At 53.6% G+C, this 18,750-nt stretch carries 9 protein-coding genes, 2 tRNA genes and 3 rRNA genes; 12 read left to right on the plus strand and 2 right to left on the minus strand.

Going from position 1 to position 18,750, the window contains the following annotated elements:
• The first annotated feature begins 27 nt into the window (after nucleotides 1-27).
• The 3 genes from msbA to JYG33_RS00660 all read left to right on the plus strand — a co-directional run bounded on the left by msbA (nucleotide 28) and on the right by JYG33_RS00660 (nucleotide 2,976).
• Nucleotides 28-1,812, plus strand: a complete 1,785-nt coding sequence (gene msbA, locus JYG33_RS00650) for a lipid A export permease/ATP-binding protein MsbA (protein WP_207873706.1) — start codon at nucleotides 28-30, stop codon at nucleotides 1,810-1,812.
• A gap of 30 nt (nucleotides 1,813-1,842) precedes the next feature.
• The gene (locus JYG33_RS00655) at nucleotides 1,843-2,301 is read left to right on the plus strand and encodes a hypothetical protein (RefSeq protein ID WP_207873707.1); all 459 of its coding nucleotides are present in this window, start codon (nucleotides 1,843-1,845) and stop codon (nucleotides 2,299-2,301) included.
• 144 nt (nucleotides 2,302-2,445) lie between these two features.
• Entirely contained in the window at nucleotides 2,446-2,976 is a 531-nt protein-coding gene (locus tag JYG33_RS00660) for an ATP-binding protein (protein ID WP_347708903.1), read from the plus strand.
• 92 nt (nucleotides 2,977-3,068) lie between these two features.
• On the opposite strand, the gene rng is transcribed toward JYG33_RS00660, so the two are convergent.
• Complete coding sequence (gene rng, locus JYG33_RS00665) at nucleotides 3,069-4,532, minus strand: ribonuclease G (RefSeq protein WP_207873708.1); 1,464 nt, start codon at nucleotides 4,530-4,532, stop codon at nucleotides 3,069-3,071.
• 1,735 nt (nucleotides 4,533-6,267) lie between these two features.
• Between rng and JYG33_RS00675 the strand changes: the two genes are divergently transcribed.
• The 6 genes from JYG33_RS00675 to JYG33_RS00700 all read left to right on the plus strand — a co-directional run bounded on the left by JYG33_RS00675 (nucleotide 6,268) and on the right by JYG33_RS00700 (nucleotide 13,762).
• Nucleotides 6,268-7,806, plus strand: a 16S ribosomal RNA gene (locus JYG33_RS00675).
• Nucleotides 7,807-7,899: 93 nt separating this feature from the next.
• Nucleotides 7,900-7,976: transfer RNA gene (locus JYG33_RS00680), tRNA-Ile, on the plus strand.
• Between the two features lie 11 nt (nucleotides 7,977-7,987).
• Nucleotides 7,988-8,063: transfer RNA gene (locus JYG33_RS00685), tRNA-Ala, on the plus strand.
• A gap of 375 nt (nucleotides 8,064-8,438) precedes the next feature.
• A 23S ribosomal RNA gene (locus JYG33_RS00690) occupies nucleotides 8,439-11,323 on the plus strand.
• A 181-nt stretch (nucleotides 11,324-11,504) separates the two neighbouring features.
• Nucleotides 11,505-11,617: ribosomal RNA gene (gene rrf / locus JYG33_RS00695) — 5S ribosomal RNA — on the plus strand.
• Together the 16S, 23S and 5S rRNA genes with 2 tRNA genes alongside form the textbook arrangement of a ribosomal RNA operon.
• Nucleotides 11,618-12,181: 564 nt before the next feature.
• The gene (locus JYG33_RS00700) at nucleotides 12,182-13,762 is read left to right on the plus strand and encodes an NAD(P)/FAD-dependent oxidoreductase (RefSeq protein WP_207873710.1); all 1,581 of its coding nucleotides are present in this window, start codon (nucleotides 12,182-12,184) and stop codon (nucleotides 13,760-13,762) included.
• 6 nt (nucleotides 13,763-13,768) lie between these two features.
• On the opposite strand, the gene glcC is transcribed toward JYG33_RS00700, so the two are convergent.
• Nucleotides 13,769-14,533, minus strand: coding sequence for a transcriptional regulator GlcC (glcC, locus tag JYG33_RS00705; protein WP_207873711.1), 765 nt, complete (start codon nucleotides 14,531-14,533; stop codon nucleotides 13,769-13,771).
• Nucleotides 14,534-14,809: 276 nt separating this feature from the next.
• Here glcC and glcD point away from each other — a divergent pair, with 276 nt between their 5' ends.
• Genes glcD through glcF form a run of 3 tightly spaced genes read left to right on the plus strand, consistent with a single transcriptional unit; the run spans nucleotide 14,810 to nucleotide 18,599 of the window.
• A complete protein-coding gene (gene glcD, locus JYG33_RS00710; protein ID WP_207873714.1) occupies nucleotides 14,810-16,309 on the plus strand; it encodes a glycolate oxidase subunit GlcD in 1,500 nt (499 codons plus the stop codon).
• On the plus strand, nucleotides 16,309-17,394 hold the full coding sequence (gene glcE, locus JYG33_RS00715) for a glycolate oxidase subunit GlcE (protein ID WP_207873716.1): 1,086 nt from the start codon (nucleotides 16,309-16,311) through the stop codon (nucleotides 17,392-17,394). The genes glcD and glcE overlap by 1 nt, the downstream gene beginning before the upstream one ends.
• Entirely contained in the window at nucleotides 17,379-18,599 is a 1,221-nt protein-coding gene (gene glcF, locus JYG33_RS00720; protein WP_207873718.1) for a glycolate oxidase subunit GlcF, read from the plus strand. Before glcE ends, glcF begins: the two co-directional genes overlap by 16 nt.
• Nucleotides 18,600-18,750: the final 151 nt, after the last annotated feature.

Consider the following 18,750-nt stretch of genomic DNA (forward strand, 5'->3'; position numbering starts at 1 on the left):
AATTAGATAGTATATAGGGTGTCCTCGTTGTCCAACGCCATAGAAACCAAAATCAAGCCTGCTGGGCACGATCCCGTCAAATCCGACCTCTGGAAGCGCATTTACAGCCGTTTGCTGCCTTATTGGAAGGTCGTGGTCGTGGCGCTTATCCTGGTCAGTATCTCGTCGGCAACGCAGCCGGTACTGGCCGTGATCATGAAGCCTCTGCTGGACGGCGGCTTTACCGGCGCTAATCCAGACTATATGTGGTCCATCCCTTTGGCGGTGATCGGGCTGATGTTCGTGCGTGGCGTCACCAGTTATGGCAGCTCCTACTTGTTTGCCTGGATCGCCAACAAAATGTTGCTGACTTTACGTGGTGACATGTTCTCCCGCTTGCTGGGATTGTCCGATTCGGAGTTCAAGCAAGGGGACACGGGTCGCTTGCTGAACCGCTTCACTATTGATGCAGGCACCATGACCGGAGTAGCCACTGAGGTGGTCACTGTCGTGGTGCGCGAGACCTTGACGGTTATTGCCTTGCTGGGCGTCTTGCTCTACATGTCCTGGCAGTTGACCGTCATTGTGTTTCTGGTCATGCCTGCTTCGGTGTTTGTCGCCAAGATGGTGTCGCGCCGCCTGCGCCGCATCAACCGCGATACCGTCAACATGAATGCGGAGCTGACTCGTGTGGTCAGCGAGGCCATTGATGCCCAGCGCGTGATCAAGCTGTTTGACGGTTACGAGCGTGAAAATACCCGTTTCATGTATGTAAACGCGCGTCTGCGTCGTTTTGCCATGCGTGCAGCCTCGGCCGATGCGGCTTTGTCGCCCATCACGCAGTTGTTTGTGTCTATTGCGGTGGCAGGCGTTATTTTTGTCGCCCTGTACCAGGCCAATACCGGGTCCCTGACTATTGGTAGCTTTGCTGCCTTTATGGCGGCGTTGGGTCAGATTTTTGATCCCATCAAACGTCTGACTAATATTACGGGCACCATGCAGCGCATGCTGGTGGCGGCGGAAAGCGTATTCAAGCTGGTGGATCAGGACCCTGAGCCTGATACCGGTACGCGAGAGTTCAAGCAGCCTGTAAATGGCCATATTGAGTTCGAGGCCGTTCGTCACCGTTTCCCCAATGCGCATCGCGACACGCTGTCCGACGTCAGCTTTGCTGTGCAACCCGGCCAGACCATCGCCTTGGTAGGGCGTTCGGGTAGTGGGAAAACCACCTTGGCCAATATGCTGCCGCGTTTCCTGATTCCGACCAGCGGTCAGGTGCGGGTAGATGGTATTCCTTTGGATGAGCTGACCTTGCGCAGTTTGCGCAGTCAAATCTCTCTGGTCAGCCAGGATGTGGTGCTGTTTGAAGCTACTATCGGGCAGAACGTCGCTTACGGTGCGGGTGCTGATGTGCCTCCCGAGCGCATTTGGGATGCACTGGAGGCGGCTAATCTGCGCGAGTTTGTGGAAGGCTTGCCCCAGGGACTGGATACCATGGTGGGCGAAAACGCCAACTCCCTGTCCGGCGGCCAACGCCAGCGTCTGGCGATTGCCCGAGCCTTGATCAAGAATGCCCCTATTTTGATTCTGGACGAAGCCACCTCAGCCCTGGATAACGAATCCGAACGTCAGGTGCAAATGTCTCTGGAAACTTTGATGAAAGGCCGTAGCACTTTGGTGATTGCGCATCGCTTGTCCACCGTACAAAATGCAGATCAGATTTTGGTGCTGGATGAAGGACGGATTATTGAGCAAGGCCGTCACGACGAATTGCTGGCCCGTAACGGTGTCTATGCCGGTTTTTACCAAATGCAGTTTCAGTTCAACGAATAAGCAGCCTGACGCTGCACGATAAGGAACATCATGAAGAAAATCATTCTTGCGCTGGCCGGGCTGGCCGTATTGGCAGGATGTGCCAAGCAGGATGCGGAGTTGCGTGAACAGGATCTGCGTCGTCCCAGCTACTTCAAGACCGAACGACGCATTAATGACGACTTTGTTGGCATTCAGCGCGCCTTGTTCAAGCATCAGGCCGCGTGTGGCAAAGCGGCCGTGTTCAAGATGGACGAGCGTCAGGCCAGCTATGGCACCTTGCGCTATGAACTGGAACCGGGGGCGGGCTGGGATAAATCCATTCTGATCGATCTGACCTTGATGCAAAAAGGCTGGGTGGATGCCAAGGTCTACAGCTACCGTGCAGACGTGAAAGATGTGATCAAGGAAATCTTTACGTCTATCCGCGCGCCGGGCGTATGTAATCCTGACGATGCGCCGAAAGAAGTGCTGCCTGAAGATGACTTTGTGCCGGTTGCGCCGCTATAAGTTCTTGGTTGCAGACAGGAGAAGGTTCGCTGTTGTCGGCAAGTCTTGAGTGCGCGACTGCTGGAACCAGCCCCTTGTAAACCTTGACCCGCCTTTTCAGGCGGGTTTATTGTTTATGGACCCTTTTTATTAGTCGAGATGATGATGGATTTTGCTTCTACGCCCACACCCCAGCAAACAGAGACGACAACCGCCAGGCTCTATCTGATTTGCGGCAAGATTGCGGCGGGCAAATCTACCTTTGCCAAAGAACTCTCCGAGCAATCAAAGACAGTATTGATTAGCGAGGATTTTTGGCTGGCCAGCTTGTATCCCGGCCAAATCAAATCGCTGGAAGATTATGCATGTTGCTCGGCGCAGTTGCGTGCCGCCATGGCGCCGCATATTGCAGGCTTGCTGCAAGCTGGCCTATCTGTCGTGCTGGACTTTCCATCCAACACCCTGGCTACTCGGGCCTGGGCGCGAGAGGTGATCGAGCAGGGAGCGGCGGCTCATGAACTGCATTATCTGGATGTGCCGGATGAGCTGTGCAAAGCCCGTCTTCATGCCAGGAATGCGGGGGGTGAACACCCCTTTGAAACCACCGAAGCGCAATTTGATTTATTCAGTCGTTATTTTGTGGCGCCTCAGGAGTCCGAGGGTTTTCATATCATCCGTCATCAGATTACGGAGTAAAGGCGCTAGCCTGTGTCGCAGGCTTTATAGAGCGGATGCGTGGTAGATAGTGAGATTGGCCATCTGACCAATCTCACGAGCAGCCATAAGGTTTACAGCAAAATAATGTCGTACTGTTCCTGGGAGTAGTGCGGGTCTACTTCCAGCGAAATCGGCTTGCCAATAAAGTCACCCGCTACCGCCAGGTGCTGGCTTTCTTCTTCCAGAAACAGATCCACCACTTCCTGGGCAGCCAGAATACGGAATTCTTTGGGGTTGAACTGCTTGGCCTCACGCAAGACCTCACGCAGAATTTCATAGCAAACGGTGCGGGCCGTACGCACTGATCCACGCGACTGGCAGGTAGGGCAGGGTTCGCATAACTGATGGGCCAGCGAATCACGCGTGCGCTTGCGTGTCATCTCAACCAGACCTAGCTGACTAAAGCCGTTAATCGTTACCCGCGTGCGATCTTTGGACAGGGCTTTTTGCAGTTCCTGCAAGACAGACTCCCGGTGAGCGGGGTCGTCCATATCAATAAAGTCCAGAATGATGATGCCACCCAGATTTCGCAGACGCAGTTGGCGCGCCAGGGCAATGGCGGCTTCCAGATTGGTCTTGAAAATCGTGTCATCAAAATTGCGGCCACCCACAAAACCGCCGGTATTCACATCGACGGTGGTCAGGGCTTCTGTCTGATCAATAATTAAATAGCCCCCTGACTTCAAATCGACCCGGCGCGACAAGGCGCGGTTAATTTCTTCGTCCACATGGGCGGTATCAAACAGGGCGCGGCTACCTTTGTGGTGACTGATGCGCTCCAGAACGGAGGGCGTATAGATTTGCGCCCATTCCTTCATCTCTTGCACAACCGTGCGCGAGTCCACAATGATGGACTGCGTATTGGGGGTGACCATGTCACGCAAAACACGTTGTGCCAGGCTCAAGTCGGTATAAAGAACCGAGGGGGCGCCTTGTTCGCGGATACGCTCCTGGATACGCGTCCATAAAGTGCGCAGATATTGCTGGTCAGCACTGATTTCTTCATCACTGGCGCACTCGGCTTGCGTGCGTACGATAAACCCGCCTTTCTCATCCTTGGGCATCAGGCGGCTGACGCGTTCGCGCAGCTCGATCCGGTCTGCATCCGAACCAATACGCTGAGACACACCAATATGCGGATCAAAGGGCAGATACACCAGCATGCGCCCTGCAATGCTGATTTGCGTGGAGACGCGCGCGCCTTTGGTGCCGAGCGGATCCTTGATGACCTGTACTAATAGAGACTGGCCTTCAAACAAGAGCTTTTCAATAGGCGTGGTCGGGCTACCTTGATTGCGCTCGGCACGATTCTGCCGCAAGTCGGCAACATGAATAAAGGCGGCGCGCTCCAGGCCAATATCAATAAAGGCACTTTGCATGCCGGGCAGAACTCGTGCCACCTTTCCCAGATAGACGTTCCCCACATAGCCACGTTGGATGCTGCGCTCGATGTGAATTTCCTGGACAGCGCCTTGCTCAACCAGGGCCACACGAGTTTCGAAGGGAGTAACGTTAATCAGGATGTCTTCATGCATAGTAGTTTCGCTCAGGAATATCTGTTCCGGGCTAGTGTAGGGCCAAGTCAGTGAGGCTGCTATGCCTTTATGACTATATAGAGTGTTTAGGTGTGATGAATGCTTTGCTTGTCTTTGGTCAGGAGGCTGATTGTGGGGGAGGTGTTTGTGGTTCCAGCCGGTCTATGTAGGTCGCCGCTCGGGGCTCCGGGACAGGGGGTTGGGGCGGACTACTTGCCGGCGCGTCGCGCCGGTTCCCTTGTCGGAGTCACAATCGGGGCGCAGTCTGAACTCGCCCAGTGATTGGTCCCCCGGACCAATCACAAGCCTTGGGCTCAAACAGCAGACTGCTTGCATCCCCGATTGTGACTCCGACAAGACAAGTCGTCTGACTCGCCCCAACCCCCTGTCCCGGAGCCCCGAGCGGCTAACAGCACTGCATAGTGCTCGATCCTGGAGGCCACTCAACTGTCCCTCTATATATAGACACTCTTGGTCGGGGGAGAAGGGGATGCTGTGTGTTTGCTGCTGCTATCTTGTTTGCCAACCAACCAACCAACCAACCAACCAACCAACCAACCAACCAACCAACCAACCAACCAACCAACCAACCAACCAACCAACCAACCAACCAACCAACCAACCAACCAACCAACCAACCAACCAACCAACCAACCAACCAACCAACCAACCAACCAACCAACCAACCAACTAGTCAGTCAGTCAGTCAGTCAGTCAGTCAGTCAGTCCATCCATCCATCCATCCATCGACTGGAGACTCCTTTTTTTGGGGGGATGCTCCCCCTATCTATATATAGAGGGGCGAATTGTTAGAGGATGGGAGGATGACTTAACGAATTTCCGTCAGGAAAACAGCGTCCAGTCCGGGTTTTGCTCTGTAGAAGGCTGAAGTCTTCTGCCATGAGGAAAAATCCAAAATTAATCTAAAAATTATTTTTATAGTTATTATTCATAGTTATCAATGTGCTACGACGTTTTACGGGGTTTTCTCTCCCCAAATACTAAGAAAAAGGGCGAAGAAGGCTTGCCAGTCTGAAAATCATCGTGCTATAGTTCTTTTCTCGCTGCAGCACACACAGGGTTTTCCCGAGGCGCCGCAGAGAGCAGTTAGCCAAGATTCACCGCCTTGACCAAGAGGTCCGCACCGAAGCTTGAATGACTGAGTCAGGTAACTGACACGGCGTAAAACCCGGAGCTTGACAAATCAGAAAATTCTGTGTTAAAGTTCTAGGTTCTGCTCCAGAGAACGCAACGTTAAGTTTTTAAGCGGTTTCGAAGGTTGAAACAGATTTGAAAATTTACCCTTGTTTGTGAAGTTGGATAGTTAGCCTTGCGGTTGATTGTTCGCCAGGTAGGACGGAACGAAAGTTCTGGTTAAGCGGGACGAGTTGGATGGTTTTAAAACTTTCTAACTTCTTCAAAAAAACGCTTGACACACTACCTGATCTGCTTCATAATCTCGTTTCTCTGCTGCTAACACAGCAAGGCACGAAGCGCTAAGCGCGACGAGCCAGCCGGGTTAGTCAGTAGAACGACAGGCAACTGTCACTGCTCTTTAACAATTAACAGCCGATAAGTGTGGGCGCTTGGAATGAGCGAGTCGAACCCTTCGGGGATCGCCACAAGTTTGTATCAAGTGCTCACAAACGAAAGATGAAGAATTACCTTGTGTAACTCTGAATTTTTCTTTGAGACACAATCGGTCTCGTCGCAAGACGGGACAACCACAGAGATTAAACTGAAGAGTTTGATCCTGGCTCAGATTGAACGCTAGCGGGATGCTTTACACATGCAAGTCGAACGGCAGCACGAGAGAGCTTGCTCTCTTGGTGGCGAGTGGCGGACGGGTGAGTAATATATCGGAACGTGCCCAGTAGCGGGGGATAACTACTCGAAAGAGTGGCTAATACCGCATACGCCCTACGGGGGAAAGGGGGGGATTCTTCGGAACCTCTCACTATTGGAGCGGCCGATATCGGATTAGCTAGTTGGTGGGGTAAAGGCTCACCAAGGCAACGATCCGTAGCTGGTTTGAGAGGACGACCAGCCACACTGGGACTGAGACACGGCCCAGACTCCTACGGGAGGCAGCAGTGGGGAATTTTGGACAATGGGGGAAACCCTGATCCAGCCATCCCGCGTGTATGATGAAGGCCTTCGGGTTGTAAAGTACTTTTGGCAGAGAAGAAAAGGTACCTCCTAATACGAGGTACTGCTGACGGTATCTGCAGAATAAGCACCGGCTAACTACGTGCCAGCAGCCGCGGTAATACGTAGGGTGCAAGCGTTAATCGGAATTACTGGGCGTAAAGCGTGTGTAGGCGGTTCGGAAAGAAAGATGTGAAATCCCAGGGCTCAACCTTGGAACTGCATTTTTAACTGCCGAGCTAGAGTATGTCAGAGGGGGGTAGAATTCCACGTGTAGCAGTGAAATGCGTAGATATGTGGAGGAATACCGATGGCGAAGGCAGCCCCCTGGGATAATACTGACGCTCAGACACGAAAGCGTGGGGAGCAAACAGGATTAGATACCCTGGTAGTCCACGCCCTAAACGATGTCAACTAGCTGTTGGGGCCGTTAGGCCTTAGTAGCGCAGCTAACGCGTGAAGTTGACCGCCTGGGGAGTACGGTCGCAAGATTAAAACTCAAAGGAATTGACGGGGACCCGCACAAGCGGTGGATGATGTGGATTAATTCGATGCAACGCGAAAAACCTTACCTACCCTTGACATGTCTGGAATGCCGAAGAGATTTGGCAGTGCTCGCAAGAGAACCGGAACACAGGTGCTGCATGGCTGTCGTCAGCTCGTGTCGTGAGATGTTGGGTTAAGTCCCGCAACGAGCGCAACCCTTGTCATTAGTTGCTACGCAAGAGCACTCTAATGAGACTGCCGGTGACAAACCGGAGGAAGGTGGGGATGACGTCAAGTCCTCATGGCCCTTATGGGTAGGGCTTCACACGTCATACAATGGTCGGGACAGAGGGTCGCCAACCCGCGAGGGGGAGCCAATCTCAGAAACCCGATCGTAGTCCGGATCGCAGTCTGCAACTCGACTGCGTGAAGTCGGAATCGCTAGTAATCGCGGATCAGAATGTCGCGGTGAATACGTTCCCGGGTCTTGTACACACCGCCCGTCACACCATGGGAGTGGGTTTCACCAGAAGTAGGTAGCCTAACCGTAAGGAGGGCGCTTACCACGGTGGGATTCATGACTGGGGTGAAGTCGTAACAAGGTAGCCGTATCGGAAGGTGCGGCTGGATCACCTCCTTTTAGAGCGAATGGCTCGCAAAGCGAAAGCGTCCACACTTATTGGCTGTTAGTTAATGTCATGACCATTGAAGGTATCGCCCACTGGTGATAGATGGGTCAGTAGCTCAGTCGGTTAGAGCACCGTCTTGATAAGGCGGGGGTCGTTGGTTCGATTCCAACTTGACCCACCAACGATTACCTCGGGGGATTAGCTCAGCTGGGAGAGCACCTGCTTTGCAAGCAGGGGGTCGTCGGTTCGATCCCGTCATCCTCCACCACCGCTTTTGTGGTTGGTAGATACAGCAAGGTTCATGACAGAGTATAGGGCACAGGCCAACAACGGTTGACCTGGCGTTAGATTCAACGAAGAGTGTTCTTTTACAAGAATACTGCTCGTTGGGTTATACAACCCACGAATTGCTCTTTAACAATTAGGAAGAAGCACAACGAAGGTGTGTTGTCTAATAAACGCAAAGCGATTTATCGCCTTGTGATGACAATACACGGGTTGTGATTGCAACAGAACAAATTATGTTCAACGAAAGTTCTCAAAAATATAGACGTTGTTCGATCTTCGGATTGAATGACAGCTAAGGATTGATGAACGGCAACAACGTATACTCATATTCCTATAACAGCACCAAGCGTTATAGGATCAAGCGAATAAGTGCATATGATGGATGCCTTGGCGATCACAGGCGATGAAGGACGCGGTAGCCTGCGAAAAGCTACGGGGAGCTGGCAAACAAGCTTTGATCCGTAGATGTCCGAATGGGGAAACCCACCGTAGTAATACGGTATCCCATGCTGAATACATAGGCATGTGGAGGCGAACCGAGTGAACTGAACCATCTCAGTAACTCGAGGAAAAGAAATCAACCGAGATTCCGGAAGTAGTGGCGAGCGAAACCGGATCAGCCTGGATGTTTTAGCGTATTGAATAGTCGAATGGAATGGAAAGTCCAGCCGTAGCAGGTGATAGCCCTGTAGGCGAAATTCAGTACGTGGAACTAAGCATCGAACAAGTAGGGCGGGACACGTGAAATCCTGTCTGAATATGGGGGGACCATCCTCCAAGGCTAAATACTCGTGATCGACCGATAGTGAACCAGTACCGTGAGGGAAAGGCGAAAAGAACCCCGGAAGGGGAGTGAAATAGATCCTGAAATCATATGCATACAAACAGTAGGAGCACCTTCGTGGTGTGACTGCGTACCTTTTGTATAATGGGTCAGCGACTTACATTCAGTGGCAAGCTTAACCGAATAGGGGAGGCGTAGCGAAAGCGAGTCCGAATAGGGCGATTCAGTCGCTGGGTGTAGACCCGAAACCAGGCGATCTATCCATGGCCAGGTTGAAGGCACGGTAACACGTGCTGGAGGACCGAACCCACTAATGTTGAAAAATTAGGGGATGAGCTGTGGATCGGAGTGAAAGGCTAAACAAGCCTGGAGATAGCTGGTTCTCTCCGAAAACTATTTAGGTAGTGCCTCGTATATTACTGCCGGGGGTAGAGCACTGTTATGGCTAGGGGGTCACAGCGACTTACCAACCCATGGCAAACTCCGAATACCGGCAAGTACAGTACGGGAGACAGAGCACCGGGTGCTAACGTCCGGACTCAAGAGGGAAACAACCCAGACCGCCAGCTAAGGTCCCTAACTATGGCTAAGTGGGAAACGAAGTGGGAAGGCATAGACAGTCAGGAGGTTGGCTTAGAAGCAGCCATCCTTTAAAGAAAGCGTAATAGCTCACTGATCGAGTCGTCCTGCGCGGAAGATGTAACGGGGCTAAGCCATAGACCGAAGCTGCGGATGTGTACTTTTAGTACACATGGTAGGAGAGCGTTCCGTAAGCCTGTGAAGGTGTTCCGTGAGGAATGCTGGAGGTATCGGAAGTGAGAATGCTGACATGAGTAGCGATAAAGGGGGTGAAAAGCCCCCTCGCCGTAAGTCCAAGGTTTCCTGCGCAACGTTCATCGGCGCAGGGTGAGTCGGCCCCTAAGGCGAGGCAGAGATGCGTAGCTGATGGGAAGCGGGTTAATATTCCCGCACCGTCGTAGAGTGCGATGGGGGGACGGATTGCAGAATGTTATCGGGGTGTTGGATGTCCCCGTTGGCGCATCATAGAAGGCACTTAGGCAAATCCGGGTGCGTAATTCAAGGGTGTGACTGAATAGAGCTTCGGCTCTAAACTAACTGGAAGCAGTTCCAAGAAAAGCCTCTAAGCTTCAGCTCTACGAGACCGTACCGCAAACCGACACAGGTGGACGGGATGAATATTCCAAGGCGCTTGAGAGAACTCAGGAGAAGGAACTCGGCAAATTAATACCGTAACTTCGGGAGAAGGTATGCCTCATTAGTGTGATGTGCCTGCGCACAAAGCATGAAGAGGCCGCAGTGAATCGGTGGCTGCGACTGTTTACTAAAAACACAGCACTCTGCAAACACGAAAGTGGACGTATAGGGTGTGACGCCTGCCCGGTGCCGGAAGGTTAAGTGATGGGGTGCAAGCTCTTGATCGAAGCCCCGGTAAACGGCGGCCGTAACTATAACGGTCCTAAGGTAGCGAAATTCCTTGTCGGGTAAGTTCCGACCTGCACGAATGGCGTAACGATGGCCACACTGTCTCCTCCTGAGACTCAGCGAAGTTGACATGGTTGTGATGATGCAATCTCCCCGCGGCTAGACGGAAAGACCCCATGAACCTTTACTGTAGCTTTGCATTGGATTGTGAACCGGCCTGTGTAGGATAGGTGGGAGGCATTGAAGCGTGATCGCCAGATTGCGTGGAGCCAACCTTGAAATACCACCCTGGTCTGTTTGCGGTTCTAACCTAGGTCCCTTATCGGGATCGGGGACCGTGCATGGTGGGCAGTTTGACTGGGGCGGTCTCCTCCTAAAGTGTAACGGAGGAGTTCGAAGGTACGCTAGAGACGGTCGGAAATCGTCTTGATAGTGCAATGGCATAAGCGTGCTTGACTGTGAGACTGACAAGTCGAACAGGTACGAAAGTAGGACATAGTGATCCGGTGGTTCTGTATGGAAGGGCCATCGCTCAACGGATAAAAGGTACTCTGGGGATAACAGGCTGATACCGCCCAAGAGTTCATATCGACGGCGGTGTTTGGCACCTCGATGTCGGCTCATCTCATCCTGGGGCTGTAGCCGGTCCCAAGGGTATGGCTGTTCGCCATTTAAAGAGGTACGTGAGCTGGGTTTAAAACGTCGTGAGACAGTTTGGTCCCTATCTGCCGTGGGCGTTGGATATTTGACGGAGCCTGCTCCTAGTACGAGAGGACCGGAGTGGACGTACCACTGGTGTATCGGTTGTCATGCCAATGGCATTGCCGAGTAGCTACGTACGGAAGAGATAACCGCTGAAGGCATCTAAGCGGGAAACTCGTCTGAAGATTAGATATCCCGGAGGCTTGACCTCCCTGTAGGGTCGTCCGAGACCAGGACGTTGATAGGCTGGGTGTGGAAGTGCAGTAATGCATGTAGCTAACCAGTACTAATTGCCCGTGTGGCTTGATCCTATAACCCTTGAGGTTGTAGTGAGTTAAGTTGTTGACCACAGAACGTAATATTGAAGTGCAGCGCAACCCGCGCTCGACACCTTCGCAAACACTTGCTGATTGATCCGTACTGATCACAGCAAGGTGCTTCTTCCAATTGGCTGGGGCGTCCCTTGAAAGACGACTCGGCAACCAGTTTACGCTTGACGACCATAGCGAGGTGGTCCCACACCTTCCCATCCCGAACAGGATTGTGAAACGCCTTTGCGCCGATGATAGTGGACGGACGTCTGTGAAAGTAGGTCATCGTCAAGCTCTTATTCCTCAAAACCCCCGCAAGCGACTCGCTTGCGGGGGTTTTGTTTTATGCGCGGCCAAATCGTAGAGGTGCCATCTGCTACCTGCAGGGTGGTAGCTCTGCCACTGTGCTCAGTCTGTAGTGCAGGTCCAAACCCCCTGGACCGATCAGGGCAGGCCCACGCCGCCTCTTCACGCCCGTTCTGGGCAGGATTATCTCCCATTACTACCCGATAGCCCCACTCTGCACCCTGCAGACCGCATCTCAACGCTCGTTCCGGGCAGGCTTATCCTCCCTTCTGTACAGTCCCTCCTCGCTCCTTCTATCTACATGGTGGTCGTTCGACTCTGACGTGCTTAGCGTTAGCTGCTGACGATCTTCAAATCTCAAATCTGTCAGCTAAGACTAGCGTAGCCATTACTCACATTGCTTTTGAGTAAGGCATCCACTCAAAGATGGCTTCACCCCTAATCTGATTGGCACCAACGTATACGCCCGCAATCCTTCTCTTAAATTCCTACTCAGTTCTCCCTTTGCACCGTAGAATACGGATAAATACTTTAGAGCTAAAGGAGTTGCCCGTGAGTGCAGAGACAGTAGTAGACGCGATTGTGGTTGGGGCAGGGCACAATGGCTTGGCAGCGGCAGTTGAACTGGCCAGCCGGGGCTGGAAGGTTCAAGTCGTCGAGGCCAAAGGTTCGGCAGGCGGTGCAGTCAGCACTCAGGAATTGACCTTGCCTGGTTTCAAGCATGATGTCTGCGCCATGAACCTGTCCTCCTTTGCGGGCTCTGCGTTTTTCCAGCGTCATAAAGATGCGCTCAGCCGTCATGGCCTGGCTTTCGTTCCTGCAGAACATTGCTTTGCCAGCGTGTTCCGGGATCAAAGCTATTTGGGCGTCAGCACAGATCTGGAAACGACCTTGAATCGTATCCGGGCGGTCTCTGAGAAAGACGCTCAGGCTTGGCAAGCCATGCTGGGCGACTTCCAACGTAAAGCTCCTCATCTGTTTGCTGTGCTTGGCAGCCCTATGCCTTCCTGGGGCCTGATGAAAAGCGCCTGGAAGAGCTGGCGCGAGCTGGGCAAGGATGGCGTCGCAGAGTTGATGCAATTGCTGCTGGCGACGCCTCGTGATTTTCTGGACCGTCATTTTGAGAGCGATTCCTTGAAAGCCATGATGGCAGCCTGGGGGTTGCATGTGGATTTCACACCAGATACGGCAGGCGGTGCTCTGTTTCCTTATCTGGAGTCCATGGCCAACCAAGCCTTTGGTATGGTGATCGGCCAGGGCGGGGCAGATACGATTATCCGCGCCATGACGAGCTTGTTGCAGGAACTGGGTGGGGAGTTGTTGTTGAATGCCCCTGTGCAAACGATAGAGCAAGAGAATGGTCGTGCCAGTGGTGTTGTTCTGGCCGATGGTCGCCGTCTGAAAGCACGCAAAGCGGTGATCGCTAATCTGAATCCTCAGCTAGTTTTTGGTCGTCTGGTGCAGTCCGCTGCCGTTCCCAAGGATTATCAGAAGAAGGTAGATGCCTTCCGCCCCGGTTTGGGCACCATGATGATTCACTTGGCGCTGGATGGTCTGCCTGACTGGAAAGCGGGTGCCGAGCTACAGCGTTTTTCCTATGTACATCTGGCACCCGACATGGCAATGATGAGCCGAGTCTATGCCGAAGCGGCTGCTGGCTTATTGCCTGCAGAGCCTGTTCTGGTCGTTGGGCAAGGTACGGCGCTGGATCCTTCCCGGGCACCAAAGGGCAAGCATACTTTGTGGATTCAGGTGCGTGTTCTGCCTGCACAGGTTAATGGCGATGCCTCAGGCCAGATAGCAGCAGGAGATTGGTCGCAGCTTAAAGACGCCTATGCGGAACGTGTCTTGGACTTGCTGGAAAGCTACGCTCCCGGACTGCGCAGCAAGATTCTGGCTCGCCACGTGATGTCGCCACAGGATCTGGAGCAATTCAACGCTAATCTGATTGGTGGTGATAACCTGTCGGGCAGTCACCATCTGGATCAGAACTTTTTCTTCCGTCCTGTGGCTGGTTATTCCAAATACAAGACGCCGATCAAGGATCTGTATTTGTGTGGCGCCTCGACCTGGCCCGGTGCAGGGACAGGGGCGGGATCAGGTTATATGTTGGCCAATCTTCTGGCGAAATAAGCTCGCCTACAAGCCATTCAGGCGCTGGCGGGCATGTTCTAGCCGTAATTGTTTGGCCTCCAGTTCCTGAAGCTGCCTGCGTATTCCATCAATATGTTCTTTCGCGGCCCGCCGTGCCAGGTCCGCTTGCCCTTGAGTGACGGCATTACACAAACGAGCATGTTGCCTGTCCAGCTTGCGTTTGGAGTCATGATCGGGATACAGATGCTGCACGGACAGGCGCACCGTGGAGAGCATCAAGTCGTTGAACAGGCTGATCATGTGCACCAGAACGGGATTGTGCGAGGCCTCACAGATTGCCAGGTGAAAAGCATGGTCAGCTCGTGCAATTTGCTCGGGGGCCGCGTTTTGCGTTTGTAGATCCTCCAGCTCCTGAAAGCGCCGTCGAATCATGATGTGATCGGCTTCAGTGCCTCTGGAGGCGGCTAGTTGAGCCGCTTCACGTTCCAGTAGCTCACGGACTTCCAGTAAATCATAGAGAGTGCGCCCCTGCGCTTGCAGCAGATGCTCCAGCGGTTTGCTGACAGCCGAATCAATCAGGTTGGTCACGAATGAGCCTTTACCGTGTTGGGTTTCAATCAGACCACGGACACGGAGTATCTGCAGGCCCTCTCGCAGAGCAGAGCGCGACACGGTCAGTCTTTGTGTTAATTGCCGCTCGGATGGCAGTGCTTGTCCTGGTTTCAGGACGCCATCCATAATCAAGGACTCAAGGCGTTGGGCGACCATTTCCGCAGTGGCTTCCAAACGCTTGGGATGCTGGGTCTTCATGTGTGGCTTGTCTCCAAACACCGGGACTTCTGTATTTCCATGCCTGACTGATCCCAATGTGCTTTAAAACCCCATTTTCGTTTCTGGTCAGACCAGTTCCATGCTTGTGGAAATAATAGCAGGCTGATTATCTATCTGTCTGATTTATAAGTATAAAGATAAACCCTGATAGGCACTTAGGGTAAAAACTGGTCAGACCAGCATCTCCGTGGCTGGACAAGCCCGCCCTCATCAAAGACCATCCGCTGTAGGAGACTTTAAAAGACAGGAGGTGTGATGAGCTTGCGCTATGACGAAAAACTGGATGGCGTGCTGCCCCGCGTGGACAAGATGCAGCTACTGAGCCGTCTGCGTGATGATATTCCCGGCCTGGATGTGCTGCACACCGATGAGCAACTGCATCCTTATGAATGCGACGGACTAAGCGTCTACCGCAGCAAACCTTTGCTGGTCGTGCTGCCACGCAATGTGGAGCAGGTGCAGGCCGTGATGCGCTTGGCCCATGAAATAGGTGTACCCGTTGTCGCTCGTGGGGCGGGCACAGGCTTGTCGGGTGGCGCCATGCCCTTGGAGCAGGGTATTTTGTTGGTGATGGCGCGCTTGAATCAGATCCTGGATCTGGATCCGGTCGCTGGCGTTGCCCGGGTACAACCCGGCGTGCGCAATATTGCGATTTCTCAGGCGGCTCAGCCTTTCGGGCTGTATTACGCACCGGACCCTTCTTCGCAAATTGCCTGTTCGATTGGCGGTAATGTGGCCGAGAACGCTGGCGGTGTGCACTGCTTGAAGTACGGTCTGACGGTCCACAATATCTTGCGTCTGGAAGTGATCACTGTCACCGGCGAGCGTTTGACCTTGGGTTCAGAAGCACTGGATTCTCCCGGCTTTGATTTGATGGCTTTGTTTACCGGCTCCGAAGGGATGCTGGGCATTGTCACGGAAATTACCGTCAAACTGCTGGCGCGTCCTCCCTGTACCGTGGTGCTGCTGGCCAGTTTTGATGAGGTAGAAAAAGCCGCTGATGCTGTCGCGCAGATTATTGCTCAAGGCATTGTGCCCGCAGGCTTGGAGATGATGGATCAAATGTCCATCCGTGCGGCCGAGGACTTTATTCACGCAGGCTATCCCGTCGATGCCCAGGCGATCTTGCTTTGCGAGATTGATGGTGCTCTGGAAGATGTACAGGACGATGTGGCTCGTGTGGAGCAGGTGCTGTTCAAGGCCGGGGCTCAAGAGGTACGAGTCGCCCGCGATGAGCAGGAGCGGCAACGCTTCTGGGCCGGACGTAAAAATGCCTTCCCGGCTGTGGGGCGTATTTCCCCTGATTATTACTGCATGGACGGCACGATTCCGCGCCGTCAGTTGGCCTATGTACTCAAGAAAACCGCCGAACTTTCTGAGGAGTATGGCTTGCGTGTCGCCAATGTTTTTCATGCGGGCGATGGCAATATGCACCCCTTGATCCTGTTCGATGCGAATGAGCCGGGTGAGCTGGAGCGCGCCGAAGCCTTGGGCGGCAAGATTTTGGAGCTATGCGTGGAAGTAGGCGGCACGATTACCGGCGAGCATGGCGTGGGACGAGAAAAAATTAATCAGATGTGCGTGCAGTTCAATGAAGACGAGCTGCAGTTTTTCCACGCGATCAAAGCGGCTTTTGATCCTAAAACCATGCTGAATCCCGGGAAAAATATTCCTACGCTGCATCGCTGTGCCGAAATGGGCGGTATGCATATCCATCACGGGCAACTGCCTTTCCCTGAGTTGGAGCGCTTCTGATGAGTACCTTAGAACATAAGAGTCAGGATCGCAGCGTTGAATTGCTGGAGCAGGTTCAAGACGCTTTGGCAACTAAAACGCCTTTGCGTCTTGTAGGCGGTAATACCAAAGCCTTTCTGGGCCAAGCCGTTCAAGGGCAAGACCTGAGCTTGGCGGGCCATGAAGGTGTCGTCGACTATGACCCGGCAGAGCTGGTGGTGACGGTGCGTGCAGGAACATCCTTGCAAGCACTGGAGGCGGTCTTGAACGAGCAGGGCCAATGTTTGCCTTTCGAGCCACCCGTGTTTGAGGGGCGGGCCACTGTGGGCGGTGCGACAGCCTGTGGTTTGTCGGGACCGCGTCGCCCCTGGGTGGGTGCCTTGCGTGACTATGTCTTGGGCTGCCGTCTGATTAGTGGCATGGGCACGCATATGCGCTTTGGCGGTCAGGTCATGAAGAACGTCGCTGGTTATGACGTATCGCGCTTGATGGTCGGTGCCCAAGGTTCTCTGGGCGTGATTACCGAAGTGTCTTTCAAGGTATTGCCGCGTCCACGTAGTCGAGCGGGTCTGGTTCTGGATGTGGCTCAGCAAGAAATGGCGGGGCTACTGCGTACCTGGCGTGATCAAAGCCGACCCATTACCGGTGCTGCTTGGCAGGATGGTCGTTTGCATTTGCGCCTGGAAGGTGGCGACAGTTCTGTGCAACTGGCTCAGGAGCAGATCGGCGGGGAAGCTTTGGACCTGTCGTATTGGAATGATTTGTGCGAACAGAGTCTGGATTTCTTCAAGCAATCCGGTACCTTATGGCGAATTGCCTTGCCGGTTGATGCGCCGGTACAAACATGGCCGGGTGCCATGCTGGTCGATTGGGGTGGGACACAGCTTTGGCTGAAGTCCGACGCCTCTGCTGAGCAGATCCATGCACAGGCGCAAGCGTTGAAGGGCCATGCCCGTTGCTGGTCGGGCGAGGGCGCCGGGCAAGATGAATTGCCCGAGTCTTTGCTGATGTGGCATCAACGCTTGAAACAACAGCTAGACCCTGCTGCCATTTTCAACCCTGGCCGTTTATTTCCCTCGGTGGAGTCCACATGCAAACACAATTGACACAATGGGCTCAAGAACTGCCGCAGGCCGAGCAAGCTCAGGCCATTTTGCGTTCCTGCGTGCACTGCGGATTTTGCAACGCCACCTGTCCGACCTATCTGGACCAAGGTAACGAACTGGATGGTCCCCGTGGCCGTATCTACCTGATCAAGATGTTCCTGGAAGGGAAGGCAACCTCGGAGCTGACCCAGCATCACCTGGACCGCTGCCTGAGTTGCCGTAACTGTGAAACCACCTGTCCGTCGGGGGTTAAATATCACAATCTGCTGGATATAGGCCGGGCTGCTTTGGAACCCAAAGTAAAGCGGCCTTTGAAGGACCGCGCCATGCGAGTGGCATTGACGCAGATTCTTCCGGAACCTGGCCGAGTCGGCGCTTTGCTGGGGGTAGCGCGAGCCATGCGCCCCTTGCTGCCGTCCTCCCTGCAGGAAAAAATCCCGCCCAAGCAAAATGCAAATTTGACGCGGCCTGCGCAGCGGCATGACAAGCGTGTCCTGATGTTGGAAGGCTGTGTGCAGCCAGCGATGGCACCGTCCATTAATGCCGCTACCGCCCGTGTGCTGGACCGCTTGGGAATTAGCGTCACCCCCATTGCCCAGGCCGGTTGTTGTGGCGCTTCGTCCTTTCACTTGGGCGCCCAAGAACAGGGACTGGAGCAGGCACGTCGCAATATCGACGCCTGGTGGCCGCAGATCGAACAAGGAGCGCTGGCGATTGTGCAGACTTCCAGCGGTTGTGGGGCCTTTGTCAAAGAGTATGTAGACCTGTTCAGGAATGATCCTGCCTATGCAGAACGCGCTCGTCGTGTCAGTGAACTAGCCAAGGATCTGGTTGAAGTGCTGGAGGAGCAGCCTTTGGAGGAGTGCCTGAACGCGCAAACTCGCCCACGCTTGGCTTTTCATTGCCCGTGTACTTTGCAGCATGCGCAGAAATTGGGTGGACGAGTCGAGGCTGTGTTGACTCGTCTGGGTTTTGATCTGGGGGCAGTGCCCGATAGCCATTTATGCTGCGGCTCGGCTGGTACGTACTCACTGACCCAACCTGAAATTGCTGGACGCCTGCGGGACCGCAAGATGGATGCGCTGGAAAGCAGCAAGCCTGATCTGATTGTTACGGCCAATATGGCCTGCGGGAATCATTTGAATGGGGCAGGCCGCACTTCGGTCAAGCATTGGATTGAGTTGGTGGATGAGTTCTTGAACTAGGAAAGAGCCGTAGCCAGATAATCTGTATAGAGGGGGCAAGTTGCCCCCTCTAATTGTTTGAGTGTCAGAGGGCGTTTTATGTTTCCGGTGCAATCCAAGGCTGCGGCACGTTGTTTTGAATGATGAGCCGCTGTCAGGGTAGTGTGCGGCA

The organism is Alcaligenes sp. SORT26, assembly GCF_017377875.1.
GTDB lineage: Bacteria > Pseudomonadota > Gammaproteobacteria > Burkholderiales > Burkholderiaceae_B > Alcaligenes > Alcaligenes parafaecalis.